General features: G+C 68.3%; 24 protein-coding genes. 4 read left to right on the top strand and 20 right to left on the bottom strand.

Annotated elements, in window-relative coordinates:
* Positions 1-87 precede the first annotated feature (87 nt).
* On the bottom strand, positions 88-1,737 hold the full coding sequence (locus tag BLR41_RS08005; RefSeq protein WP_092627369.1) for an anthranilate synthase component I: 1,650 nt from the start codon (positions 1,735-1,737) through the stop codon (positions 88-90).
* An 87-nt stretch (positions 1,738-1,824) separates the two neighbouring features.
* Between BLR41_RS08005 and BLR41_RS08000 the strand changes: the two genes are divergently transcribed.
* Complete coding sequence (locus BLR41_RS08000; RefSeq protein WP_092627368.1) at positions 1,825-2,463, top strand: TetR/AcrR family transcriptional regulator; 639 nt, start codon at positions 1,825-1,827, stop codon at positions 2,461-2,463.
* Between the two features lie 82 nt (positions 2,464-2,545).
* On the opposite strand, the gene hisI is transcribed toward BLR41_RS08000, so the two are convergent.
* The 5 genes from hisI to hisH all read right to left on the bottom strand — a co-directional run bounded on the left by hisI (position 2,546) and on the right by hisH (position 5,484).
* Positions 2,546-2,932, bottom strand: coding sequence for a phosphoribosyl-AMP cyclohydrolase (gene hisI / locus BLR41_RS07995; RefSeq protein ID WP_092627367.1), 387 nt, complete (start codon positions 2,930-2,932; stop codon positions 2,546-2,548).
* Positions 2,929-3,702 carry an imidazole glycerol phosphate synthase subunit HisF gene (hisF, locus tag BLR41_RS07990; protein ID WP_092627565.1) on the bottom strand — a complete coding sequence of 258 codons (774 nt, stop codon included), beginning with the start codon at positions 3,700-3,702 and terminating at the stop codon, positions 2,929-2,931. Before hisF ends, hisI begins: the two co-directional genes overlap by 4 nt.
* A 128-nt stretch (positions 3,703-3,830) precedes the next feature.
* Positions 3,831-4,565, bottom strand: coding sequence for a bifunctional 1-(5-phosphoribosyl)-5-((5-phosphoribosylamino)methylideneamino)imidazole-4-carboxamide isomerase/phosphoribosylanthranilate isomerase PriA (gene priA / locus BLR41_RS07985; protein ID WP_092627366.1), 735 nt, complete (start codon positions 4,563-4,565; stop codon positions 3,831-3,833).
* Positions 4,566-4,642: 77 nt separating this feature from the next.
* Positions 4,643-4,858, bottom strand: a complete 216-nt coding sequence (locus tag BLR41_RS07980) for a hypothetical protein (protein WP_245693993.1) — start codon at positions 4,856-4,858, stop codon at positions 4,643-4,645.
* The gene (hisH, locus tag BLR41_RS07975) at positions 4,855-5,484 is read right to left on the bottom strand and encodes an imidazole glycerol phosphate synthase subunit HisH (RefSeq protein WP_092627364.1); all 630 of its coding nucleotides are present in this window, start codon (positions 5,482-5,484) and stop codon (positions 4,855-4,857) included. Before hisH ends, BLR41_RS07980 begins: the two co-directional genes overlap by 4 nt.
* 120 nt (positions 5,485-5,604) lie before the next feature.
* On the opposite strand from hisH, the gene soxR reads away from it, so the two are divergent.
* Positions 5,605-6,066: a redox-sensitive transcriptional activator SoxR gene (gene soxR / locus BLR41_RS07970; RefSeq protein WP_092627363.1), complete on the top strand. Its 462-nt coding sequence runs from the start codon at positions 5,605-5,607 to the stop codon at positions 6,064-6,066.
* Positions 6,067-6,071: 5 nt separating this feature from the next.
* Here soxR and BLR41_RS07965 read toward each other — a convergent pair whose 3' ends face one another.
* Positions 6,072-6,770, bottom strand: coding sequence for a response regulator (locus tag BLR41_RS07965; protein ID WP_092627362.1), 699 nt, complete (start codon positions 6,768-6,770; stop codon positions 6,072-6,074).
* Between the two features lie 239 nt (positions 6,771-7,009).
* A complete protein-coding gene (locus BLR41_RS07960; RefSeq protein ID WP_425426898.1) occupies positions 7,010-8,656 on the bottom strand; it encodes a sensor histidine kinase in 1,647 nt (548 codons plus the stop codon).
* A gap of 239 nt (positions 8,657-8,895) precedes the next feature.
* Between BLR41_RS07960 and BLR41_RS07955 the strand changes: the two genes are divergently transcribed.
* Positions 8,896-10,272, top strand: coding sequence for a GntP family permease (locus BLR41_RS07955; RefSeq protein ID WP_092627360.1), 1,377 nt, complete (start codon positions 8,896-8,898; stop codon positions 10,270-10,272).
* Between the two features lie 64 nt (positions 10,273-10,336).
* Here BLR41_RS07955 and BLR41_RS22810 read toward each other — a convergent pair whose 3' ends face one another.
* From BLR41_RS22810 to hisD, 6 genes are all read right to left on the bottom strand, one after another.
* On the bottom strand, positions 10,337-10,492 hold the full coding sequence (locus BLR41_RS22810) for a hypothetical protein (protein ID WP_176797877.1): 156 nt from the start codon (positions 10,490-10,492) through the stop codon (positions 10,337-10,339).
* Positions 10,493-10,611: 119 nt separating this feature from the next.
* Positions 10,612-12,936 carry an FdhF/YdeP family oxidoreductase gene (locus BLR41_RS07950; RefSeq protein ID WP_092627564.1) on the bottom strand — a complete coding sequence of 775 codons (2,325 nt, stop codon included), beginning with the start codon at positions 12,934-12,936 and terminating at the stop codon, positions 10,612-10,614.
* Between the two features lie 338 nt (positions 12,937-13,274).
* Entirely contained in the window at positions 13,275-14,222 is a 948-nt protein-coding gene (locus tag BLR41_RS07945; RefSeq protein ID WP_092627359.1) for a PLP-dependent cysteine synthase family protein, read from the bottom strand.
* 214 nt (positions 14,223-14,436) lie between these two features.
* Positions 14,437-15,051: an imidazoleglycerol-phosphate dehydratase HisB gene (gene hisB / locus BLR41_RS07940; protein WP_092627358.1), complete on the bottom strand. Its 615-nt coding sequence runs from the start codon at positions 15,049-15,051 to the stop codon at positions 14,437-14,439.
* Complete coding sequence (locus tag BLR41_RS07935; protein ID WP_092627563.1) at positions 15,048-16,166, bottom strand: histidinol-phosphate transaminase; 1,119 nt, start codon at positions 16,164-16,166, stop codon at positions 15,048-15,050. The genes hisB and BLR41_RS07935 overlap by 4 nt, the downstream gene beginning before the upstream one ends.
* Before the next feature lie 58 nt (positions 16,167-16,224).
* On the bottom strand, positions 16,225-17,538 hold the full coding sequence (gene hisD / locus BLR41_RS07930; protein ID WP_092627357.1) for a histidinol dehydrogenase: 1,314 nt from the start codon (positions 17,536-17,538) through the stop codon (positions 16,225-16,227).
* A gap of 311 nt (positions 17,539-17,849) precedes the next feature.
* Between hisD and BLR41_RS07925 the strand changes: the two genes are divergently transcribed.
* Positions 17,850-19,106: a M14 family metallopeptidase gene (locus BLR41_RS07925; RefSeq protein ID WP_092627562.1), complete on the top strand. Its 1,257-nt coding sequence runs from the start codon at positions 17,850-17,852 to the stop codon at positions 19,104-19,106.
* A gap of 47 nt (positions 19,107-19,153) precedes the next feature.
* Here BLR41_RS07925 and BLR41_RS22805 read toward each other — a convergent pair whose 3' ends face one another.
* The 6 genes from BLR41_RS22805 to BLR41_RS07900 all read right to left on the bottom strand — a co-directional run bounded on the left by BLR41_RS22805 (position 19,154) and on the right by BLR41_RS07900 (position 24,560).
* Positions 19,154-19,306 (bottom strand): hypothetical protein, encoded by a 153-nt coding sequence (locus BLR41_RS22805; RefSeq protein ID WP_165400588.1) that lies wholly within the window; start codon positions 19,304-19,306, stop codon positions 19,154-19,156.
* A 95-nt stretch (positions 19,307-19,401) separates the two neighbouring features.
* Positions 19,402-20,043, bottom strand: a complete 642-nt coding sequence (locus tag BLR41_RS07920) for an ABC transporter ATP-binding protein (RefSeq protein WP_092627356.1) — start codon at positions 20,041-20,043, stop codon at positions 19,402-19,404.
* Positions 20,037-20,981: an oligopeptide/dipeptide ABC transporter ATP-binding protein gene (locus tag BLR41_RS07915; protein ID WP_092627561.1), complete on the bottom strand. Its 945-nt coding sequence runs from the start codon at positions 20,979-20,981 to the stop codon at positions 20,037-20,039. Before BLR41_RS07915 ends, BLR41_RS07920 begins: the two co-directional genes overlap by 7 nt.
* 69 nt (positions 20,982-21,050) lie before the next feature.
* Positions 21,051-21,974: an ABC transporter permease gene (locus tag BLR41_RS07910; protein WP_092627355.1), complete on the bottom strand. Its 924-nt coding sequence runs from the start codon at positions 21,972-21,974 to the stop codon at positions 21,051-21,053.
* Positions 21,967-23,019: an ABC transporter permease gene (locus BLR41_RS07905; protein ID WP_092627354.1), complete on the bottom strand. Its 1,053-nt coding sequence runs from the start codon at positions 23,017-23,019 to the stop codon at positions 21,967-21,969. The genes BLR41_RS07910 and BLR41_RS07905 overlap by 8 nt, the downstream gene beginning before the upstream one ends.
* Positions 22,974-24,560: an ABC transporter substrate-binding protein gene (locus BLR41_RS07900; RefSeq protein ID WP_245693988.1), complete on the bottom strand. Its 1,587-nt coding sequence runs from the start codon at positions 24,558-24,560 to the stop codon at positions 22,974-22,976. Before BLR41_RS07900 ends, BLR41_RS07905 begins: the two co-directional genes overlap by 46 nt.
* Positions 24,561-24,581 lie beyond the last annotated feature (21 nt).

Here is a 24,581-nt window from a genome sequence, read left to right as displayed (position 1 = left end):
TCACACTCCCGTCTCGGGATCCGGTGTTCGGTGTCTCGGGAAGCCGGATCTCCCGCGGATCCGGTGTCCGGGGTGGGGTGGAAGACCTCACTTCGGAAGCGGCCCTCCCGTACCCGGGAACGCGGTGTCGACTCGGAGCTCGTCGGCGTGACCGTCGGACGTGCCGTCACCGATCCGGGCGGCCGGGTCCTCCGTCTGCGGGTCCTCCGTCGGGCGGCGGAGTGTCCCCGCGGTGGCTACGGCGTTGAGTACCGCCCTGGCCTTGTTCAGGCACTCCTGGTCCTCGGCTGCCGGGTCCGAGTCGGCGACGATACCGCCGCCCGCCTGAACATAGGCGGTGCCGTGCCGCAGCAGCGCGGTACGGATGGCGATGGCCGTGTCGGCGTTGCCCGCGAAATCGAAGTAGCCGACCACGCCGCCGTACTGCGCACGCCGCGTCGGCTCCAACTCCTCGATTATCCGCATGGCACGCGGCTTGGGCGCTCCGGACAGCGTGCCCGCTGGAAAGCAGGCGGTCACCGCGTCGAGCGCATTCTGGCCCTCCGCGAGCTCACCGGTGACCGAGGAGACGATGTGCATGACGTGGCTGTAGCGCTCCACTCGGAAGAACTCCACGGGGTGCACCGAGCCGGGACGACAGACCCTGCCCAGATCGTTACGAGCCAGATCGACGAGCATGAGGTGCTCGGCACGCTCCTTCTCGTCGTTGATGAGCTCCTTTTCGAGGGCCACGTCCTCGTCCTCGTCGGCGCCCCGCCACCTGGTCCCGGCGATGGGATAGGTGGTGGCGTTGCCGTCCCTCACCTTGACCAACGACTCGGGGCTGGATCCCACGATGTCGAACGGCTGGTCGTCGACGGGATCGGGCAGCCGAAGCAGGTACATGTAGGGACTCGGATTGGTCGTGCGCAGTATCCGGTAGATGTCCAGCGCCTGCGCGTCGGTTTGCATCTCGAAGCGCTGCGAGATGACCACCTGGAACGCCTCGCCCTCGTGGATCGCCTCCTTGGCACGTCGCACCGCCTCCCGGTGGCGCTCGGACTCGCGGTAGCGGGTGAACTCCGGCTCCGGCCGGGAAAAGGTCGCCACGGTGGAGGGCGCGGGAGCGTGCAACCGTCGCGTCATCTCGTCGAGCCTGGCTACGGCGTCGTCGTAGGCCGCGTCCACTCGCTCGGGGCTGTCGTCCCAGTTGACCGCGTTGGCGATCAACGTGACGGTTCCCTCGTGATGATCCAGCGCGGCGAGATCGGTGGCGAAGAGCATCACCATCTCCGGGATACCGAGATCGTCCTCGGTATCCTCCGGGATGAGTTCGAACCTGCGAACGGTGTCGTAGCCGAGATAGCCGACCATTCCGCCGGTCAGCGGCGGCAGCCCGGGCAACGGGTCGGTGTGCAGCAGCCGGAGGGTCTCACGCAGCGTCACCATAGGATCCCCGTCGGTGGGTAGCCCCGCGGGCGGTGTCCCCAGCCACTGCGATTCACCGTCACGCACCGTGAGAGCAGCGGCGCTGTGCACTCCCACGAAGGACCAGCGCGACCAGGAACGCCCGTTCTCGGCGGATTCGAACAGGAACGTTCCGGACTCGTTGCGCGCCAATTTGCGATACAGCCCGAGCGGCGTCTCGTCATCCGCGAGCAGTCGCCGCACGACCGGGATTACCCGGCGCCCCACTGCGAGCTCACGGAATTCGGCTCGCGATGGGCTGCTAGTGCCGATGTCACCGTCGCCGACCATGAGGTCATTCTCGCAGGCCGCCCGCGGCGGCTTACCGCGACTGACCGGAAGTTGCGGAAGCCGCGCCCCGGCAGTGAGGATGAGATCGTGCGATCGGACAACCACGGCCACGAGGAGACCCGGCTACGACGGGGCAGACGTGGCGGTGATCGGAGCACCAGGGGTGAATTACTCGACGCGGCCCGCGCCGCGTTCATCGAGAACGGCTACGAAGGCGCCACCGTGCGGGGCATCGCCAGCCGCGCGGGTGTGGACCCCGCGATGGTGCGGCACTGGTTCGGTGGCAAGGAGGGACTGTTCACCGCGGCGGTGGCCATACCGATCGAACCGGGAAAGCTGCTGCCGCTGCTGCTGGACGGCCCTGACGAGCAACTGGCGGAGCGGATGCTGGGGATGTTCCTGTCCGTGTGGGACGAGGCGGGAGGCGGCGAGTTCACCGCGCTGATACGCAGTATGTCCGTGCGGGAGAGCGCGATGCGCATGTTGCGGGAGTTCCTCAGCACCGCGCTGTTCGGCAGGCTGCTTCGTGAGCTGGGCTCCGACGAACCCGAGCTGCGTGCCTCGTTGTGCGGATCACAGATGGTGGGTCTGGGCATGATGCGCTACGTGGTACGCATGGAACCGCTGGCCGGCGCCGACCACGAGACCGTGGTGGCCACCATCGCCCCCAACCTGCAGCGTTACCTGACCGGACCGTTGCGGCCGGGCCCTTCGCGAACTTCTTGACGGGCCCGTCCCGGCCCCCTTGACCGCTCCCCCGGAGCGGATACCGATAACCGCCCGTCCGCGCGAGCCCGGTGGCGAGTGCTCACTCGAGAGCGGTCCGAGCCTCGGGGCGCAGCAGCACGTCGGCCTCGAAGCAGTCGGGGGCGCCCGTGTGGCAGGCGGCGCCGTGCTGCTCCACGAGCAGCAGCACGGTGTCACCGTCGCAGTCGAGCCGGACCTCGCGCACGTACTGCGTGTGGCCGGACGACTCGCCCTTGACCCAGTGCCTGGCGCGACTACGCGAATAGTAGGTGGCACGCCTGTAGCGCAGCGTGAGGCGCAACGCCTCGTCATCCATCCAGGCCATCATCAGCACCTGACCGGTGTCGTGCTGCTGGGCCACGGCGGCGATCAACCCGTCCCCGTTGCGCTTGAGTCTCGCGGCGATCGCCGGGTCGAGGGCCTCCTCCTGGTTTGCCGATGAGGTCATCGGACCGTGATCCCCTCCGCTCGCATGGCGTTCTTGACTTGCCCGATGGTCAGTTCACCGAAGTGGAAAACGCTGGCGGCCAGCACGGCATCCGCCCCGGCGTGCACGGCGGGTGCGAAGTGCCCCACCTCTCCCGCGCCACCGCTGGCGATCAGCGGAACCCGGACGGCGGCACGCACGGCACGGATCATCTCCAGGTCGAACCCCGCCTTGGTGCCGTCCGCGTCCATGGAGTTGAGCAGTATCTCGCCGACGCCCAGTCGTTCGGCTCGGACCGCCCACTCCACCGCGCAGATACCGGTTCCCCTGCGACCGCCGTGCGTGGTGACCTCGAACCCGGAAGCGGTGGCCGTACCACCGGACGGAACCCTCCTCGCGTCGACGGACAGCACCACGCACTGTGCGCCGAACCGGCGCGACGCCGTGCGGAGAAGTTCCGGATCCGCGATCGCCGCGGTGTTGAGGCTGACCTTGTCCGCCCCGGCGCGAAGCAGCCGGTCCATGTCCTCGGGACCGCGCACCCCACCTCCCACCGTCAGCGGAATGAAAACCTGGTCGGCCGTGCCACGAACCACGTCGTAGGTGGTTTCCCGATCGGCGGAGGAGGCCGTGACGTCGAGGAAGGTGAGTTCGTCGGCCCACTCGCCGTCGTAGCGACGGGCCAGCTCCACCGGATCCCCCGCGTCGACCAACCCGGTGAAGTTGACTCCCTTGACCACTCTCCCCTCGTCGACGTCCAGACAGGGGATCACACGCACAGCGACCGCCATGCCACCAGCATAAGTGTCCGCCGACGGAGCGGTTCGCCGGCTTCGGTGATCGGCTTCGGTGATCGGACGCGGAGGGCCGCGGAGCCCGCACGGCGCGGCGATCTCACGTGAGCTCGCCGCGCCCGTGCTCATCCCCCGACGGCTTCCAGCGCCTCGGGGAGGGTGAAGTTACCCGCGTACAGCGCCTTGCCCACGATCGAGCCCTCGAGCCCGAACGGCTCCAACCCGGCGAGCGCCACCAGGTCATCCACAGTGGACACCCCGCCGGAGGCCACCACCGGCGCGGACGTGTGATCGCAGACGGCACGGAGCAACGACAGGTTCGGCCCGCCCAGCGTGCCGTCCTTGCTGACGTCGGTAACCACGTAGCGACAGCAGCCGGCGGCGTCCAATCTGTCGAGCACCTGCCACAGATCCCCGCCGTCGCGTGTCCAACCGCGCGCTGCCAGCCGGTGTCCCTGCTCGCCGATCCGCACGTCCAGGCCGACCGCGACGCGCTGACCGTGCTCGGCGACCACTCTCGCGGTCCACTCCGGATCCTCCAGGGCTGCCGTGCCGAGGTTCACCCTGGCGCAACCGGTCTCCAGCGCGGCACGCAACGAATCGTCGTCCCGGATACCGCCGGAGAGCTCGACGTTGACGTCCAGTTTCGCCACCACTTCGGCGAGCAGTTCCCGGTTCGCACCACGCCCGAAAGCGGCGTCCAGATCCACGAGGTGAACCCACTCCGCCCCTGCCCGCTGCCACGCCAACGCGGCTTGCAACGGATCCCCGTAGGAGGTCTCGGTGCCCGCGGCACCCTGCACGAGGCGTACGGCCTGCCCATCGGCGACGTCAACAGCGGGAAGCAACGTGAAAGTCACGTCCCAAGCCTACGACGAGCGGACCACGAACACGCCGCCGCCCGTGCCGGGGCCCGCGTCGGCCGAACCGGCCGCGCTCAGCGTCGCCCCCGCGAACGGCTACCCGAGTACAGTGCGGCTCCCACCGGAACGGCAAGCACCAGCAGGGCCACGGAGATCACCAGCCAACCGGACACCCCTGCCGCCAGCAGATACGTGGCGGAGAACCCGACGACCATGCCGAAGCACAGCACGAACGCAACCACTCTGGCGGCACCACCGGGACGCATCAACCCGTACCGACGGGGGCTCACAGCGTTTCCAGCCAGTTACGCAACAGGGCACTGCCCGCGGCACCGGACTTCTCGGGGTGGAACTGGGTGGCCATCAGGGCGCCGTCCTCCACCGCGGCCAGGAACGGCTCGCCGTGTTCGGCCCACACCGACCTCCGCTGGCCGTTCGTCCCTCCGGCGGGCTCCTCCCAGCCACGGGCGGCGAAGGAATGCACGAAGTAGAACCTGGTGTCGGGGTCCATCCCCGCGAACAGCACGCTGTCGGAGGGCGCGGTCACCGTGTTCCAGCCCATGTGGGGCAGCACCTCGGCCCGCAACGGTTCCACGGCACCCGGCCACCGGCCGACCCCCTCGGCGGACACGCCGTGCTCGACCCCTCGTTGGAACAGGATCTGCATCCCGACACAGATCCCGAGCACGGGCCGGTTCTCGGCCAGTCGCCGGTCGACGAGTTCGTCCCCACCGACCTCGAGCAATCCGCGCATGCAGGCGGAGAAGGCACCGACGCCGGGAACGACGAGACCGTCGGCTTCCATCGCCGCACGATGATCGTCGGTCACCTCGACTCGCGCACCCGCGTGTTCCAGGGCACGCTCGGCCGAACGAAGATTGCCGGATCCGTAGTCCAGTACGACGACTCGTGGCACGCGACCAGCCTACCCGCTCCCGGAACGGTCGCGTGCCGGGACGGCGGCGGCGGCCGTGGGCGCTGCACGCTCGATCGAATTCGCGTAGTTGACCTCTCCCGCACTCGTTATGCTGGCGGAGTGTCGAAATCCGCCGCCAAACTGACCATCGGTGAACTCGCCGAACGCAGTGGAATAGCGACCACGGCACTTCGGTTCTACGAAGACCGCGGACTGATCAGGTCGACGCGCACGAGCGGCAACCAACGGCGCTACGAGCGAAGCGTGCTGCGACGACTGGCGTTCATCCGCGCCGCCCAGCGCGTCGGGCTGAGTCTGGAGGACATCGCGGACGCGCTGCGGACCCTGCCGGACGACCACGCTCCGAGCAGGGCGGACTGGGCGAAACTGTCGGAACGTTGGCGCGACGAACTCGACGCCCGCATCGACGGACTGCAACGGCTGCGGGACCGGCTCACCGGCTGCATCGGCTGCGGCTGTCTGTCGCTGAAAACCTGCTCGCTGCAAAATCCCGACGACTGGATGGCTGCCAGCGGCCCCGCAGCACCACGGCTCCGGCCGAAAGCCGACGGCGGGCTCTGAACGGTTCACGGAACCGCTCCGTCCGCGTCGTCGAGGTCGGCACGGTAGATCAGCTCGGGGCGTCCGACACCACCGTGCCTCGGGGAACGCCGCGCCATGTCGCGCTCGACCAGGTACTCCAGATACCTGCGCGCCGTCACCCGGGAAACACCGGCCAGTTTTCCCACCGTCCCGGCTGAGGCACCGTTCCCGCTCTCGCGCAGTGCCGACGCCACGGACGTCAGCGTCTGTTCGTCCATCCCCTTGGGCAGTTCCTGGCGCTCGTGGTCGCGCAGCGTGGCGAACACGCGGTCGATCTCGTGCTGCCCGTTGACGGCCCCGCCACGGGAGAACTCGTCCCGGAACCGCGCGTAGTTACGCAGCTTGTCCCGCATGGCCGCGAAGGTGAACGGCTTGAGCAGGTACTGCACGACGCCGCTGGAGACCGACTCACGGACCCGCTCGAGATCACGCGTCGAGGTGACCGCCATGACGTCGGTCCCGCTGCCCCGGGTACGCAGCATCCTGCTGACCCGCAGTCCGTCCATGTCGGGCAGTCGCAGGTCGAGCAGCACGAGGTCCACAGCGGTGTGCGTCAGGAAACGCAGCGCCTCCTGACCGGTGCGGACCCGGCCGACCACCCGGAAACCGGCAACACTGTTGGCACAGGTCTCGTGTGCCTCACCGGCCACCTCGTCGTCCTCGACCACCAGTACCGAAATCATCCGAATTCCTCACCGTTACGACACTTTCCGCCGGGCGACGCGACCGCACAACCGCGCCACCGGGGGACCGCAAGGCTGTCCGATTCCCCACCCCGGCAACGGCAGCGGGAAGCATGCCACACGAGCACACCGGTTGTCGTGCGGTTCACCGGCGGGCGGCGTTGTCCGTTCGGGTTCCGCGGGAGCGTTATCGACGGGGCCCTGCCCGCTCTGTTCTGGTGGGCCCTCCCTGGCGGGTCTCACGTGTCACCCGGCTCGTCGGGCCGGGAGTGCTCCAGCGGCAGTCGCACGGTGAAGACCGCTCCCCGCAGTCCTTCGGCACCGTTGCACACCTCGATCCACCCACCGTGACGTCGCACGCTTCGCCCCACCAGCGCGAGTCCGATTCCTCTCCGCTCGTCCTTGCCGGAGTGCCCGTGGCGGAACAGGTTCCGCGTCTCCTCGACATCGACGCCCGAACCGTTGTCGGCCACGCGCAGCAACAACGAGTCCCGGTCGGCGCGAACGGTCACCGCCACCACGGGTGCCCGGTTCTCGGCCAGGAGCACCGCCTCCACCGCGTTGTCGATCAGATTGCCCAGAATGGTGACCAGATCGCGGGAACCCACACACGGCGCCGAGTCGACGCGGGTGTCCTCGGTGATCCTGACCTCCACCCCGCGCTCGCGCGCCTGGGCCGACTTGCCCAGCAACAGGGCGGTGAGCACCGGCTCGTCGACCGTGCCGACCACTCGATCCGTGAGCTGCTGTGCGGTGCGCAGTTCCGAGGTCGCGAACTCCACCGCCTGTTCGGTACGCCCGAGTTCGACCAGCGAAACTATGGTGTGCAGCCGGTTCGCCGACTCGTGTGCCCGCGAGCGCAGGGATTCCGAGAATCCGCGCAGGGTCTCCAATTCGCGGTTCAGCGTGCGCAGCTCGGTATGGTCCCGCAGGGTGGCGACGTTGCCCAGCGCCCGGTCCGAGTGGGCGGCCTCGACGGTCACCAGCAGAACCCGGTCCTCCACGAGATGCGGTTCGTCCCGCACCGGCGCACCGTTCGACAGCACTCCGATCAACGCTCCGGGCAGCCCGAGGGACTCGACACGGCGTCCCGCCACGTGTTCGGTTCCGAGCCCCAGCAGCGTCGCCGCACCGTCGTTGCACAAGGTCACGACCCCGTCAGGCGAGATCAGCAGCAGTCCTTCGCCGACCGTGTGCAGGACGGCTTCGTGGTATTCGTACATACCGCTCAACTCCGCGGGAGTGAGCCCGTGGGTGTGGCCGCGCATGCGCACGCTGACCGCGTAGGTCGCCAGCCCACCGAACAGCAGGGCGCCGCAGGCCACCAGCAGCAGGGCACGCAGCTGGTCCCGCAGCCTGCGGCTCAGTGCGCGAACCCTGATCCCCACGCTGACCAGCGCCCGCACCTCACCCTTCCTCCCCATCACGGGAGCCACCGCCCGCACCGAGGGGCCCAGCGTGCCGGTGTAGGTCTCGGTGAACGTGTTCCCACGCAGTGCCGGCCCGATGTGTCCCCAGAACCGCTCCCCGATCCGCTCCGGCTCGGGATGGGTGTAGCGGATGCCGCGGGTGTTCATGATCGTCACGAAGTCCACACCGGCACGGGAGGTGACTCGGCGCGCCACCGGCTGTAATCGGGCGCTGGGATCGGCGGAGTCCAACGCCGAACCGACCAGAGGGGTGGTCGCCAACGTCTCGGCCACGGCCCGCACCTCGTCCCTCGCGGCCTGCTGGTTCCTCGCCCGCGCGCTGTACCAGGCCAGGCAGGCTCCGGACAGCACCACGACGAGCACGATCACGATCTGCAACACGAACAGTCGACGAGCCAGACTCCAGCGCGTACCGCGATCGGCACGGTCACGAACACGCTTCCGGGGGTCGGCGATCACTGCGGCTCTCCTGTCGGGACTGCGGTTGTCGTGGCCGCCGAAGCCCCGGTTCGGCGGCTGCGGCGTGGGTGCTTCGGCCACGGCCGTCCGAGCTTGCGGCCCGTCCGAATCGCGAGCGGCCCGCTGAACGAAATGAACACAACGCTGACACCGCGTGGACATCGACCGATGGTTCCGAAACGACATTGCCAACCGCAACACGGTGTTAACCGTCGCGACCATGGAAGGCTGGACAGTTGAACGAATCGCTGATTCTGTTGCACACCGGGGTGGCGATCGCGGGCACGATTCTGCTGATCCTCGCGCTTCGGCTCGAACCGCTGATCGCGCTGCTGTGCGGCTCGCTCTATCTCGGGCTCGCCACCGGGCTGGGGTTCGGTGGCACCACCGAGGCGATCACCGGCGGATTCGGCGGGATCATGACCGACATCGGCCTGTTGATCACCTTTGGCGTCCTACTCGGCTCGTTGCTTTCGGTCACCGGCGCGTTACGCCGGCTGACCGAGGGACTACTGCGGATATTCGGCGCCGAACGGTCCCCGTACGTGTTCGGCACCGCGATGAGCAGCATTTTTCCGGCCATCTACACCGACGTGCTGCTCGTGCTGACGGCACCGCTGGGACGTTCCATCGCGCCACGGATCAGCCGGGACGGCAGGGCCGCCATGGGGGCCGCGCTGATCCTGGGCTCGGAGCTGGGGCTGGTGCTGGTGGTCCCCGGCGCGGGGGCGTTGGCCGTGGCCGGTCTGCTGCACGTCTCACTGGGCAGGATGCTGCTGTTCGGTCTGCTGGTGACGGTGCCCACGGCGCTCGTGACGATCTACCTCTACCGGCTGCTGCTGCGCGGCGGGCTGTGGAACGGTGACAAGGACGAACTGATCGACGAGGAGCCCGCCGAGACATCGGTCGAGGAGTCCGCCGGCACCACGGAAGAGGCCGCCACGAGCCCGGCCGGGCAGGAACGGCGGCTACCCGGACTGGGGGTGTCGCTGGCACCACTGTTCATCGCGATCCTGCTCATCGCGGGGGGCGGTATCGCGAAGGTGGCGGGTGTCACCTCCGGACCGCTTGCCTTCCTCGGTAGTCCACTGGTGGCGCTGTTCCTCGGAGTCGTCCTCGCGTACTCGTTGGCCTGGGGCAGCGTTTCCCGGCAGGTCGCGAGTTCGGCTGTGGGGAACGGCCTGCGAGAGTGTGGCCCCATTCTGATCATCACCGGTATCGGCGGTTCACTGGGCGGAGTGATCTCGGCCACCGGGCTGGAGGACATCCTGGCGGGCTACTTCTCCTCGAACGCCCTGTCGCCACTGCTGCTGGCCTGGTTCATAGCGGTGGTACTGCACGTGACGATCGGATCCACCTCGGTAGCGGCGATCACGGCGGGCAGCGTGCTGGCACCGGCGCTCGGCAGTACCGACATCGCGCCGCTGCTGATCGCCCTGGCAGCCGGTTCCGGAGCACTGTTCGCGGTGCACGTCAACAGCAACTTCTTCTGGATGTTCCAGCGGCTGTTCGGGCTGACCACCCGGGGAACGCTGAAGACCTGCACCCTGGTGACGACGCTGGCCTCCGTGGTCTCGCTGGGATTCGTCCTGCTGCTGAGCACGGTGATCTGATCACGAGCCACCTCGGTCGCCCCGGTCGCCCGAGACGTGCTCCTGCCACGTCGCGGGCCCGGGGTCACCACGACATCCAGAGGATCCCGCCCGCGAGCGCCAGCACCGCTCCCGCCGCGAGTACCACCGCGGGCCCCCGGGCGGTCTTCCACATCGAATAGGCACCGCCGGCCAGGAAGCCCGCGACCGCGAGCAGAATGATCGGCAGAAAGTCACGCACGGCGGGGCACACCTCTCGTGGCGGTCTCGGCGGGCAGTCGTGGGCACGGAAGTGCCGACCACCCGCGGCAGGAGCCTAGCAGTGGTGCTTCACTAGTTCCGCGCACGAGGGCCGGGCCATCACACCACCGTTCGGGCGGGTTCCAATCGAACCACCACGGCCTTGGAGACCGGTGTGTTGGAGTACTCCGCCACCGAGTCCAGCGGAACCAGCGGATTGGCCTCCGGATAGTAGGCCGCCACGCAGCCACGCGGGGTCGCGTAGCCGACCACCCGGAACGACTCGGCCCTGCGTTCCTCGATGCCGCCGGAACCGTCCGCCCATTCCGAGACGAGGTCCACGATCTGCCCGTCGGCGAGGTCGAGTTCGGCGATGTCGACGGGATTGACCAGCACGACGCGTCGCGCGTTCTCCACACCCCGGTAACGGTCCGAGAGCCCGTAGATCGTGGTGTTGTACTGATCGTGACTGCGCAGGCTCTGCAGCAGCAGCCTGCCCTCCGGGACGTGGATCATGTCCGGCACGTTGTCCGTGAAATTGGCCTTCCCGGTGGCGGTCGGAAACGTCCTGCTGTCTCGCGGGGGGTGCGGCAGCACGAATCCGTCGGGTTCGCGTACCCGGTCGTTGTAGTCGGCGCAGCCGGGAACCACTCGGGCGATGCTCTCGCGGACGCGGTCGTAGTCGTTCTCGAACTCCCGCCACGGAACCGGATGGTCCTCACCGAGCAACGTCCGTGCCAGTTCGGCCACGATGGCGACCTCGGAGAGCAGATCGGGCGAAGCGGGCTCCAGCCGCCCACGGGAACCGTGCACCACCGACATCGAGTCCTCGACGGTGACGAACTGCTCCCCACCGACCTGGCGATCGCGTTCGGTGCGACCGAGCGTGGGCAGGATGAGCGCGGTGCGTCCCGGAACCACGTGCGAACGGTTGAGCTTGGTGGAGACCTGCACGGTGAGTTCGCAGGCGCGCAGCGCCGCCTCGGTGGCGGCGCTGTCCGGCGTGGCCGCGGCGAAGTTACCGCCGAGCCCGAAGAACGCGGTACAGCTGCCGTCGTGCATGGCACGCAGCGTCTCCACCGTGTCCCGACCGGGCGCGCGGGGAACCGAGAGCCCGAACTCCTCGTCCAGCGCGGCCAGGAAGGAGTCCGGCATGCGTTCCCAGATTCCCATGGTGCGGTCGCCCTGCACATTGGAGTGCCCCCGCACGGGGCACAGCCCCGCCCCGGGTTTGCCGATCATGCCCCGCAGCAGCTGTACGTTGACGATCTCGCGGATGGTGGGGACGGCCTGCCGGTGTTGGGTGAGCCCCATCGCCCAACAGACCACGGTCGAGCGGGAGTCGGCGAGCATCCGGGCGATCCGCTCGATCTGCTGCTGCTCCAGGCCGGTCAGCCGCTCGACCTCCTGCCAGTCGATGTCCCGCCCGCGCGCGGCGAACTCGGTGAACCCGTACGTGTGCTCCTCGATGAACCCGCGGTCCAGCACGGTACCGGGTGACTCGTCCTCGAACCGCAGCAGCAGGGCACCGAGTGCCTTGAACAGCGCCAGGTCACCGCCGATGCGGATCTGGGCGAACTCGTCGGCGAGCGGGGTCCCGGAGCCGGCCACTCCCCGAATGTTCTGGGGGTTGCTGAATCGCATCAGTCCGGTTTCCGGTAGCGGATTGATCGCCAGGATCCGGCCACCGTTGTGCTTGGTGCGCTCCAGCGAGCTCAGCATGCGCGGATGGTTGGTTCCCGGATTCTGCCCCATGACCACGACGAGGTCGGCGTGTTCGATGTCGGAGAGGGTGACCGAGCCCTTGCCCACGCCGATGGTCTCGCTCAGGGCGGCGCCGGAGGACTCGTGGCACATGTTCGAGCAGTCGGGCAGGTTGTTGGTCCCGAACGAGCGCGCCAGCAGTTGGTAGCAGAAGGCCGCCTCGTTGCTCGCCCGCCCCGAGGTGTAGAACGAGGTGCGCTCCGGCCCGATCTCGCGGAGCTTGTCCGCTATGACCTCGAAGGCTCGCTGCCAGTCGATCGGCCGGTAGTGGGTGTCCCCTTCGCGCCGGATCACCGGCTGGGTCAGGCGCCCCTGTTGCCCCAGCCAGTAGTCGGTTCGTTCGGCGAGGTCGTCGATCGAGTGGTTGTCGAAGAACTCGGGACCGACGGTGCGGGTGGTGGCCTCCTCTGCAACTGCCTTGGCGCCGTTCTCGCAGAATTCCGCCCATTTGCGGGAATCGCCGTCGGCCTCCCTCGGTTCGGGCCACGCGCAGCCGGGACAGTCGAATCCACTGCGTTGATTCAGCAACGGCAGGGTCTTGGCGGTACGTACCGGCCCCATCTGCTGCAGGCTCCGGGCGAGTGAAACCACCACTCCCCGTACCCCGGCAGCGGATCGCTCGCGGCCGTGCACTTCGAGTTCCGATTCGTCGATGTCCTTCTCGGGGCCACGCCGAGTCACGTGATCCACCCCGCCTTTCGCCGCGAATTCACTGGTCGAACAGCTACATCATCGCGCTGTCACGCCGTAAACGCCAGCACGACCCGTGTGGAGCACCCGAAGCGGGGCGTCCCACAAACCATGCTCAAAAACGGCACCCTCTACCGACCCAGAACCCACGCATCGCTCGAAAACCGTAGCGGCGCCCCGGTAACAGGGGCTCCCCGGTGCGTGAGTCGGATGCATCGCGAGGCCGGGCCGCTCGCCGCGTAGGTCGCTACTCGAGAGCGGCCCAACATCCCAAGGCGCCGACTCACGTGCCTGCTAGCCGACCACGCGGGCAACGGGTGTTGTGATTCTCAGGTGAAATGTTCGGTGAGGTACTTTTCCCCCTCGTCGGCGAGGAAGGTCACGATCTCCCCCAACTCCGGTCTGGTGTGCCGCAGCCGTTTGGCTGCGAGCAGATGCGCCCCCGAGGAGGGTCCCACGAACAAGCCGTATCGTCTTCCGAGTTCGCGGGACTGCTCGATGGCCTCGGCGCTGTCCACGGCCATGATCTCGTCCACCTCGTGGCGATGCCTGTCGAAGACTCCCGGCACGAAACCGTCCGAGATCCCCTCGATCAGATGCTTGTCGATCTCACCGCACGCCAGGGTGCACGATTCGTTGGGTTCCACGGCCACGACCCGACATCCCGGGTTGACAGCGCGGAACGCCTGCCCCACCCCGACGATCGTTCCGCCGGTACCGACACCGCCGACCACCGCGTCGGGCAGGACTCCGGGAGGCAGCTGCCGCAGGATCTCCGGACCGAGCCAGCTGCGGTTCTCGTCGACGTTCCACTCGCTGTCGAACTGCTGCGGTGCGAAATAGCCGGGTTGCGCGCCGAGCTCGCGTGCGGTGCGCAGCGCGTCGTTGACGTGGAAGTCGCCGGTGGTACGGACCTCGGCACCGAAAGCACGTGAGATGGCAGCACGTTCGGTGCTGACGTTGCGCGGCATCACCACCAACATCGGATATCCCTTGACCGCGGCCACCATGCTCATGGCGTTGCCGGTGTTACCGCTGCTGGCTTCCACGATGGTGTCGCCGGGACGCAGCAGTTCCTCCCGTTCGGCTCGCTCGATCATGTAGGTGGCGATACGCGCCTTGATCGAACCCGACGGGTTGAGGAACTCGAGCTTGACCCGGATGCCCTCGATACGCAGCAACGGAGTATCGCCGACCGCTTCCAGCACGGAACCGACGTCGACGGGGGTCTCGGGAACGGCCGGTGGCCTCGCCCCGGCCAGCGGTGATCCGGTCATGCGGTCTCCCTTGACACCATTGTCAAAGCGGCAACACTGCTGTTGCGTAATGCACACAATGTTGCTTAATAAGCGACAATGCGGCCGTATTGCGCCGTTGTCAAGTGAGTCACCCAGCGATTCCACCCGCTCGTGTGACGCCTGGGCACTGGGAAACCGGGGCGCGAGGGAACCGACACTCGGTCGGGGCGAAGCCGGTGCGGTTCGAAGCCGGCTACAGCGTCCCCTTGGTGGAGGGAACCGTGGCGGCGAACCGGGGATCCGGCTCGACAGCGGCGCGCAGTGCGCGGGCGATCGCCTTGTACTGCGCCTCGGTGATGTGATGCGGATCCCTGCCGTGAATCACCCGAGCGTGCAAGTTGATCCCGGCGTGGAAGGCCAACGACTCGAAGACGTGCCGGTTGAGCACGAAGGGATAGTTGTTTCCCACGCTGAACGTGTTGTACTGCTCGGGTTCCCCCGTCAGCACGCAGTAGGGCCGCCCGGAAACATCCACGGCCGCGTGCGCCAGCGTCTCGTCCATCGGTATCCAGGCATCCCCGAAGCGGCGGATCCCCGTCTTGTCCCCGAGAGCCTGGCGCAGCGCCTGTCCCAGCACGATCGCGGTGTCCTCGACGGTGTGGTGCGCGTCGATGTGGATGTCCCCACTGGCGCGCACGGTCATGTCGAACGCGGCGTGCGTGCCGAGCGAGTGCAGCATGTGATCGTAGAACGGCACGGTGGTGTCGACCTCGACCCGACCGCTGCCGTCGAGATCCAGCTCGACCGAGACCGTTGATTCCTTGGTGGTACGTTCCACCCGTCCGGTACGGGATACCGTGTCGTTCACCGGGAGAGCTCCTCACGGACTCGCTCACTGGCCGCGAGGAAGGCATCGTTGTCCCGCGGCGATCCTATGGTGACCCTGAGATGGCCATCGATACCCACGTCCCGGATCAGCACCCCGGAGTCGAGGTAGCGCTGCCAGGCGCGGTGGGCGTCGTCGAACATGCCGAACAGCACGAAGTTGGCGTCGCTGTCGACCGGGGTGAATCCGAGTTCGCGCAACCCTCCGGTCACCCTGGCACGCTCGTCCACCAGCTGCTTGACCCCGCCGAGTGTGGCATCGGCGTGGCGCAACGCCGCCCGCGCGGCCGCCTGGGTGACGGTGGACAGGTGGTACGGCAATCGCACCAGCAGCAACGCCTCGATGACGGCGGGAGAAGCGGCAAGGTAGCCGAGACGTCCGCCCGCGAACGCGAAAGCCTTGCTCATGGTCCGGCTGACGACGAGCTTGCCGGGGAACTCGGCCAGCAGCGAGATCGCGCTGTGCCGCGGTGAGAACTCCACGTACGCCTCGTCCACGACGACGAGGCCGGGGGCCGCACGCAGCAGGGCACGCAGGTCCTCGGGATCGATCGACTGCCCGGTGGGGTTGTTCGGGCTGGTCACGAAAACCACGTCCGGCCGGCGTTCGGTCACCGCCCGCGCCGCCTCGGCACCGTCCAGTGTGAAGTCGGAACGACGGGGTTCGGGCAGCCAGTCCGTGCGAGTGCCCGCGGCGAGTACGGGATGCATCGAATAGGACGGCTCGAAGCCCAGCGCGGTGCGTCCGGGCCCTCCGAACGCCTGCAGGAGCTGTTGCAGGATCTCGTTGGATCCGTTGGCCGCCCACACGTTGTCGGACGAGACCGACACTCCGGTGGCACCGGCCAGGTAGGCCGCCAGGTCCTCGCGCAGGGACACCGCGTCGCGGTCGGGATAGCGATTCAGACCGGCCGCGGTCTCGCCGACGGTGGCGACAATGTCGTCGACCAACTGTTCGGGAGGCGGGAACGGATTCTCGTTGGTGTTCAGCAACACCGGAACGTCCAGCTGCGGCGCCCCGTACGGGCTGCGGCCGCGCAGGTCCTCCCGCAGGGGCAAATCGGCCAGCGTCGTCTCGCCGCCGATCACGTCGCTCATCGATTCCACCAATTCGTCGTTGTTCGCGGGGCGTCCGGACCCCGGGGCGTCCACCGGTTCATTCGAACCGTGCCGTCACGGCTTCACCGTGCGCGGGAAGGTCCTCGGCATCGGCCAGCGCCACCACCTGCTCTGTGACCTCGCGCAGCGCCCGCTCGCTGTAGTCGACCACGTGGATGCCGCGCAGGAAGCTCTGCACGCTCAGCCCGGAGGAGTGCCTGGCGCACCCGCCCGTGGGAAGCACGTGGTTCGAGCCCGCGCAGTAGTCGCCGAGCGATACCGGCGCGTACGGACCGACGAAGATCGCACCCGCGTTGCGCACCTCGGCAGCCACCCGGGCGGCCTCGGCGGTCTGGATCTCCAGGTGCTCGGCGGCGTAGGCGTCGACGACCCGGATACCGTCGGCGATCGAGGAGGTCAGCACACAACCGGACTGCTCCCCGGTCAACGCGGTGCGGATCCGCTCGGTGTGTTTGGTGGCGGGAACGCGTTCCGCCAACCGTCGGTCGACCGCGTCGGCGAGTTCTTCGGAGGTGGTCACCAACACGCTGGCGGCCAGCGTGTCGTGCTCTGCCTGACTGATCAGATCGGTGGCGACGTGTACCGGATCGGCCGTTTCGTCGGCCAGTACGGCGATCTCGGTCGGCCCGGCCTCGGCATCGATGCCGATGATGTTCCGCAGCTGCCGCTTCGCCGCCGTGACGTAGACGTTACCCGGTCCGGTGACCATGTCCACCGGAAGCAGTTCTCGCCCGTCGGTGTCGGAACCGCCGTAGGCGAGCAGCCCCACCGCCTGGGCACCACCGACGGCCCACACCTCGTCGACGTCGAGCAACGCCGCGGCGGCGAGGATGGTCGGATGCGGCCTGCCGCCGAACTCCGGCTGGGGCGGTGAGCACACCACCAGCGACTCCACCCCCGCTGCCTGGGCAGGAACCACGTTCATCACGACGCTGGAGGGATACACCGCCAGGCCACCCGGGGCGTAGAGCCCGACCCTGGAGACCGGCACCCAGCGTTCGGTCACCGTGCCGCCGTCGGCGACCTCGGTGGTGACGTCGGCCCGCCGCTGCTCGGCGTGCACCTTCCTGGCTCGCCGCACGGATTCCTCGAGCGCGTCGCGGACGGAGGAATCCAGTCCCTCCAGAGCCGCACGCAGCTCCGTGTCGGGGATCCGTACTCGCTCGGGCCGCACGGAGTCGAACCGCTCGGTGTGGTCCAGGGCGGCGGCGGCACCGCGCTCGGCGATGTCGTCGAGCAGCGGCCGCACGGCGGGCAGCGCGTGTTCCACGTCCATACCGGCACGTGGCAGTCGACTGCGTAGCTCACCGACGGACGGTTCCCGACCGCGCAGGTCGATACGGCTGAGCATGGGACTTCCCTCCGCGAAACGTTGCTGGGAACCAGGGTATCCGTAGTCCCGACCGGTTCCGTCGGCAGCTCCGCCCGGCTCGACACACCGTACTGCCCACTCCCGAACGAGCGTGCTTATCGCATCCCCCGCGAAATCATTTCGCGACCGTGCCCCGGTTCGGGTGTTCGGCCCGCGCGGGCGAGCAAGCCGTACCGGCGAGGTCTCCTAATACGAAAAACGGTTCCACCCTCATACGTGGGCATGTTGTGACGAAGGGTAATCACGGCGAATCTCGGTGGGGCACCGCATCCGTGATCGATCGGAGGAACATGCGCACGCTACGACGACGGACAACCGTGGCGTTGTCGGTCACCGCTCTCCTGCTCTCGCTGCCTGCCACCCAGTCGGCGTTCGCGAGAGGAAGCGATCACGCCGGCGAAGACACCACCAGGGCCGTCTACCGGGTCCCGAACACGGACACCGCTTCTCGTACCGCTGTCAATCGGACCGGTGCGCTGGTGCTTTCGGTAACCGGGAAGACCGCCTTCGTCGAGGCCACTCCGGCACAGGCCGAGCGACTGCGCGCTCGGGGGCTGAGCCCGCGACGTCTCCCCACCACTAGCGACGCCCCCACGCGCGCAGAGGCCTTGCCCGCCGATTTCCCGCCGGAGGACAGCGACTACCACACCTACTCCGAAACGATCTCGGAGATCGAGGAAGCGGCGGCCCAACACTCGGAAATCGTCGACAGCACGAGCGCGGGCCGTTCGGCGCAGGGCAGGGACATCCCGGTGGTCAAGATCAGTGACAACGCGGGGACGGACGAGAACGAGCCGGAAGTGCTGTTCACGTGCAACCAGCACGCCAGGGAACACCTCACCACCGAGATGTGCCTGCACATCCTGCGGCGTTACACCGACAACCACGGCTCCGACCCCGAAATCACGAACGCGGTCGACAACCGGGAGATCTGGATCATTCCGATGGTCAACCCGGACGGCGCGACCTACGACGTGTCGGGCGACGGCTATCGCGGCTGGCGCCGCAACCGGGAGAGCGAACCGGTGGATCTGAACCGCAACTGGGGCTACAAGTGGGGCTGCTGCGGCGGATCCAGCGGAGACCCGAGTCAACCGACCTACCGTGGCCCGGCCCCCTTCTCCGCACCGGAAACCGCTTCGATAAAAGATTTCGTCGAATCACGGGAGCTGGGAGGACAGCAGCGGATAACCGCGCACATCGATTTCCACAGCTTCTCGGAGCTGGTGCTCTGGCCGTACGGCTACACCACCGCGGAGACGGCACCGGGCATGACGCGAGAGCAGTACCGCAGGTTCGCCGAACTGGGCAACGCGATGGCGGGCAGCAACGGATACACACCGATGCAGTCGAGTGACCTCTACGTCACCGACGGCAGTGTGAACGACTGGATGTGGGCCGAACACGGCATCCTCTCGTTCACGTTCGAGATGTATCCGAGCAGCGGAGGAATCGACGGCTTCTATCCACCGGACGAAGTCATCCAGCGGGAAACCGCTCGCAACGACGAAGCGGTGGCGATGCTGCTGAACGAAGCGGGCGCCTGACCGAGTTCGCGGGTGGGGCGTCGCGCGCGACGCCCCACCTCGAACGCTCAGAGGAGCAGCAGCACAGCGGCCCCCAGCACGATCCCGAGCACCACGACCACTCCGGCTGTGATCAGCAGCCAGCGCAGCTGCGGGTGTTCGTCACGGATCTCGGTTTTGGCTCGTTCACGCCATTGCATGAACGTGGTCTGTTCACTCATCAGTGCTCTCCACAACCAATCGAGCGCCTACGGCCACCACGACACGTGGCGACCGTGCACCGGACAACCACCTCACCCTGCCACACTCCCCCGCCCTACCACCGGATGACGTCGTTACCGGCCCAGGCACGCAACAGCGACTCGTCGTGACTGATGGCCAGCACACCCAGGCCCTCCTCCGTCACCCGGTCGATCACGACGCGGACGAGCGCGGCAGTGGTGGAGGCGTCCAGCATCCCGGTCATCTCGTCGCAGATCAGGTAACGAGGACGCGGGGCGAGCGCACGTGCCAGGCAGGCCCGCTGCAACTGGCCGTCGCTGACCTCGTGCGGCATCCTGCCGAGCAGCTCCGCGTCGAGACCGGTCACCTCGGCCAACTCTTCCACGCCGCTCCGGAGTTGCCGAACACCACGGACACGCAGCGGCTCCGAGACGATTTCGCACAGCGTCATACGCGGGTCCACGGCGGGGCGGGGCTGCTGGAAAACGATCCCCACCGAGGTGCGCGCCTCACGGGGAACCGAGTAGCGGGCGCCCCGGATCTCGCGGCCGTCCAGCTCGACAGTGCCCGACCACGGACGCTGCAGCAGCGCCAGCACCCTGGCCAGCGTGGATTTGCCGCAACCGCTCGGTCCGGCGAGCCCGCGCACCGAACCCCGGGGAACGCTCACGTCCACTCCGTCGAGTACGGCGGGGCCGCGGGCGTATCCCGCGACCACTCCCCTGGCGCTCAGCACGGCGGGTGCGCCGCGACGGACCTGCGACCGTGCTCGACGAGCTCCGGCTCACCGTTGCAAGGCGCCACACCGGGTGTTTCGGGGCAACGCAGGCAGAACACGCAGCCCCATTCGCGTTCGAGCTCGGTCAACTCCGTCAGTGCCGGCGGATGACCGGGGACGGGCTGAAACCCCCCTTCCGGCAGAGCCGCCAGCAACCGTTTCGTGTAGGGGTGCCAGGGCTCGCCGAACACTTCGGCCGCGGGCCCGCTCTCCACCACCCGACTGGCGTACATCACCGCCACGTGGGTGGCCACCCGCGCGGCGGCGTCCAGGTCATGAGTGATCAACAGCACTCCTCTTTCGCGATCGGCGAGTTCGCCGAGCAGATCCGTGACACGCTCGACCAACGGTCGGTCCAGCCCCGTGGTGGGCTCGTCCGCGATGACCACCGGGGGGTCGGCCACCAGCGCCGAGGCGACGGCGACGCGTTGCGCCATCCCGCCGGACAGCTCGTGCGGATAGTGATCGAGGTCGTGCGGATCCAACCCGACCCGTCGGGCCAGCGCGTCCACCTCGGCACGGTCGACACGACCACGCAGCTCACGGAACGCCTCGGAGAGTTGGGCACGTGCGGTACGCACCGGGGTGAGGTGGGTCGCGGCGGACTGGGGGACGAGACCGACTCGCCTCCCCCGGACGCCACGCGCGAGCACGCTCTCGGGGGCCGCGAGCAACTCGACGTCCTCGTCCGTTCCGGAACTCAGCAGGGCGCGCCCACGTGACCACGCGTTGGCGGGCAGCAGCCCGAGCAGTGCGGAGGCGAGTACGGACTTGCCGCAGCCGGACTCACCCACCAGCGCCAGCACCTGACCGGGAAACAGTCGTAGCCTGGCGTCGGTGACGGCGTACACGGGCTCGGAACCACGGCTTTGCCCCAGTTCGAAACGCACCGACATGTCGTCCAACCAGAGCAGTGGCGACTGCTGCACCGATGATCACTCCGTCCGGCTCGGTTCGCGGGGCGTTCAAAGCGTCAGTTCGGAACGCCGAGTGGGAATCGTCCGGTCCCGCCAGGCGGCGGCGATCCCGGACACCGAAAGCGTGGTGGCCACGAGCAGCCCGGCCGGGAACGCCACGATCCACCAGGCACCGAGCAGCACCCCCTCCCTGCCGTCGGAGAGGATGTTTCCGATGCTGGCCAGATGCGGGGGCAGTCCCAGCCCGAGGAAGCTCAGCGCGGTCTCGTGGAACACCGCGTGCGGCACGAGCAGCACCGCGGACAGTGCGGCTTGAGGCACGATCGCAGGCAGCAGATGGTTGCGCAGCACCCACCACCGACCGGCACCGGCCGAAACGGCCGCGTCCACGTAGGGCCGGTTACGCAGCCCGAGCACTTCGGAACGCACCACACGCGCGACCGTGGCCCAGTGGGTCAGGCCGATGGACAGCACCACCGCGAGCACCGTTCCCTGGTAGAGCGCGACGATCACGATGCCCAGCAACAGGTGCGGTACGGCGTTGACCGCGTCCACCAAGCGCATCAGCAGACGGTCCACCCATCCGCCGGACGCGCCGGAGAGCGCCCCCACCACGGTGCCGAGCACTGTGGACACCACCGTGCTGACCACCGCCACGAGCAGTGACACCCGCAGGCCCGCCAGCGAGCGCACGAACAGGTCGCGTCCCGAGGTGTCCGTGCCGAACGGATGTCCCGGCCCCGGGGGAAGTCGTATGGCCTGGTAGTCCACGGTGCCGGGCGCCGCGGACAGGACGGGAACCGACAACGCGGCCAGGGTGAGCACGCACAGCACGGTTACCGCCGTCACGAGCCGGAGCCGTGCGCGCACTGCTCCGGCCGCACCCCGGCCGGAGCCGGCACGGGCACGAGTGGCGCTTCGCCAGGGGCGGGGTCGAGCCACGGTGGCACTGTCGGGTTCGAGCTCAACCATCAGCGGAGACTCTCGGATCGAGTAGTACGGCTGCCACGTCGGCCAGGAGGGAGCCGAGCAGCACGGCGGCCGTGGCGAGCAGGGTCAGGATCGCCAGCAGCGGATAGTCCGCCGCTTTCGCCGCGGTGACCACGGCGGAGGCCACACCCGGCCAGGAGAAGACCTCCTCCACCAGCACGGCGCCGGTCACGAGCTCGGGGATACGGGCACCGATCAGTGTCACGAACGGCAGCAGCGCGGTGGGCAACGCGTGTCGCGCGACCACGACACGTTCGCGGAGGCCTCGGGCTCGAGCACCGGTGACGTGATCCTCGGTGAACGCTGCCAGCAGCGACTGTCGTACGTGCAGTACCAGCCAGGGGGCCTGCGAGAGCCCCAGTACCGCGGCGGGGAGCACCAGGTGCTCGAGGACCTGCCCGGGGCCGAGCGAACTGCCCGCGTCCGTGAGACCGGCGACCGGCAGCCACCCGAGGCCGAGCGAGAACAGGGCGATGGCCAACAACGCCACCACGAAGGGCGGAATTCCCTCCAGGGCGTGGCCGAGGGCCGTGATCAGCCGGTCCGTCCAGCCACCCTGCCGCCAAGCGGCAACGGTTCCGATCACCAGTGAGAAGACCACGGCGAGAGCCAGGCCGCAGCACGTGAGCAGCAGCGTCCACGGCAGACGCCTCGCCAGCACGTCCGCGACCGGTGCGCGCATCGAGCGGGACGTGCCGAGGTCACCGGACAGGATTCCGCTCAACCAGTCCCAGAACCGCACGAGCACCGGGCGGTCGAGATCGAGCTGTTGTCGTACCCGGGCCACGTCCGCGGCCGAGGCGTCGAAGATCTGCACCCCGTAGTACTGGTGGATCGGGTCGAACGGCGAGGCCGCGGCGAGCAGGAACACCGCGAACGAGACGAGCAGCAGCACCGGCACGGCGAGTACGAGCCTGCGGACGACGAGTCCGGCGACCGCGCGGGTTCGCGCCCGGCCCGCGGGCGCTCTCGAGCGTGTTCTCACTTCTGCGGCGTCCAGTCCTCGACGTTCCACCACGGCCCCCATGTGGTGCCGTGCGTGTGCGGTTCCACGACGGGTTCGTAACCCTCCCAGACCCCGGTGCGGACGACGTAGCTGTGCTGGATGAACGCCAGATAGACCAGGCCGGGGTCCGCGACGTAGGCACGCTGCGCCGCCTTGTAGTGCCTGGCCCGCTCGGCCGGTTCGACGGTGCGCCTCCCGGCGTCCAGCGCCGAGTCCACTCGCTCGTTGCGGTACTTGGCCGGGTTCCGGTACGTACCGGTGCCGATCATCGAGGAGTGCAGACCGGAATACATCTGCAGGTCCGGATCCAGCGGGCTGCCGCCACCGAGCACTATCGCGTCGGTACCGATTCGTTCGGCGGCTTCGGCGCGGTCCACTCCTGCCAGTTCGACCCGTACTCCCACCTTCCCGGCGTCCGAGGCGAACGCCTGGGCGAACTTCTTGCGGAGGGTGTCATCGGCGAAGTACATCACGGTGAAACTCGCCCGCGTGCCCTCCTTGGTGCGAATCCCGTCCGAACCAGCACGCCAGCCCGCCTCGTCGAGGATCCGACGGGCGCGCCGCTGGTCGAACTCCAACTTCGCGTCGGGCTCGTGGAAGCGCCCCATGGACTCCGGGATGGGAGTGTAGGCGGGTTCGCCGTGCCCGCCGAGCAGGCTGTCCACCATCTCGGAACGATTCGCCGCCAGGTTGAGCGCCATCCGCACGGCGAGGTCACCCGTGACGGGTTGGTCGGCAGGCAGCGTGATGGCCCGGTAGTCGGCGGTGTCGTGGTGCACGGTGCGGTAGGAACCGTTGCCCACCCGCTCGGCCAGCAGCGGGGGAAGTACGGTGCCGTCGAACTCTCCGGCCTGCACGCGCTGCGCCCTGGTGTTGTCGTCGGTGGCGAAAACGACGGTGATCTCGGAAATCCGCGGCGTACCGCCCCAGTAGTTCTCGTTGGCACGCCAGAGCATTCGCTCGCCGCGCCGCCACTCGGCGAGTCGGTAGGGGCCGGTGCCCACCGGCTGCGTGTTGATCGGGGACTCACTCTGTGGCACGGCTTCGGCCAGCGCGGACTCGGGCAGGATTCCCATGACCATACGGGCGGGCCAGGCCGCGTAGGGGATGTTGAGCCGGAAGCGCACGGTGTGCTCGTCCACGGCTTCCACGTCCTCGAGCATCGACAGCCCGGAACTGATCGTGGCCGCGTACGCGGGATCGATGGCGGCGCGGTAGGTGGCCACCACGTCACGTGCGCGGAAAGGACTGCCGTCGTGGAACCGGACGTCGCGGCGCAGTCGCACGGTCCAGGTACGCGCGCCGTCCGCGGGGCTGGGCTGTTCCGCCGCCAGTGCCGGATGCAGTTGCCCGTTGCCGTCGAAGGCGAGCAAACCGTCGTAGAACTTGGCCGCCCCGGAACGCGCATAGCCCAGCAGTGGGTTGAGGCTGCTCGGTTCGTACCCGTCGGCCAGCAGCATGGCCCGGGGATCGCCGCCGCTTCCCTCCGGAGCCGCGCAGGAGGTCCCCGCCACGGCGAAGGCGGCCAAGGAGGAAGTGATCAGTGTACGCCGGTTCAGCACGGAACAACCCTAGAAACTACT

The sequence above is a fragment of the Actinopolyspora mzabensis genome, from assembly GCF_900101095.1.
GTDB lineage: Bacteria > Actinomycetota > Actinomycetes > Mycobacteriales > Pseudonocardiaceae > Actinopolyspora > Actinopolyspora mzabensis.
Note: the sequence above shows the minus strand (reverse complement) of the source record. Positions and strands in the feature narration are given on the sequence as shown.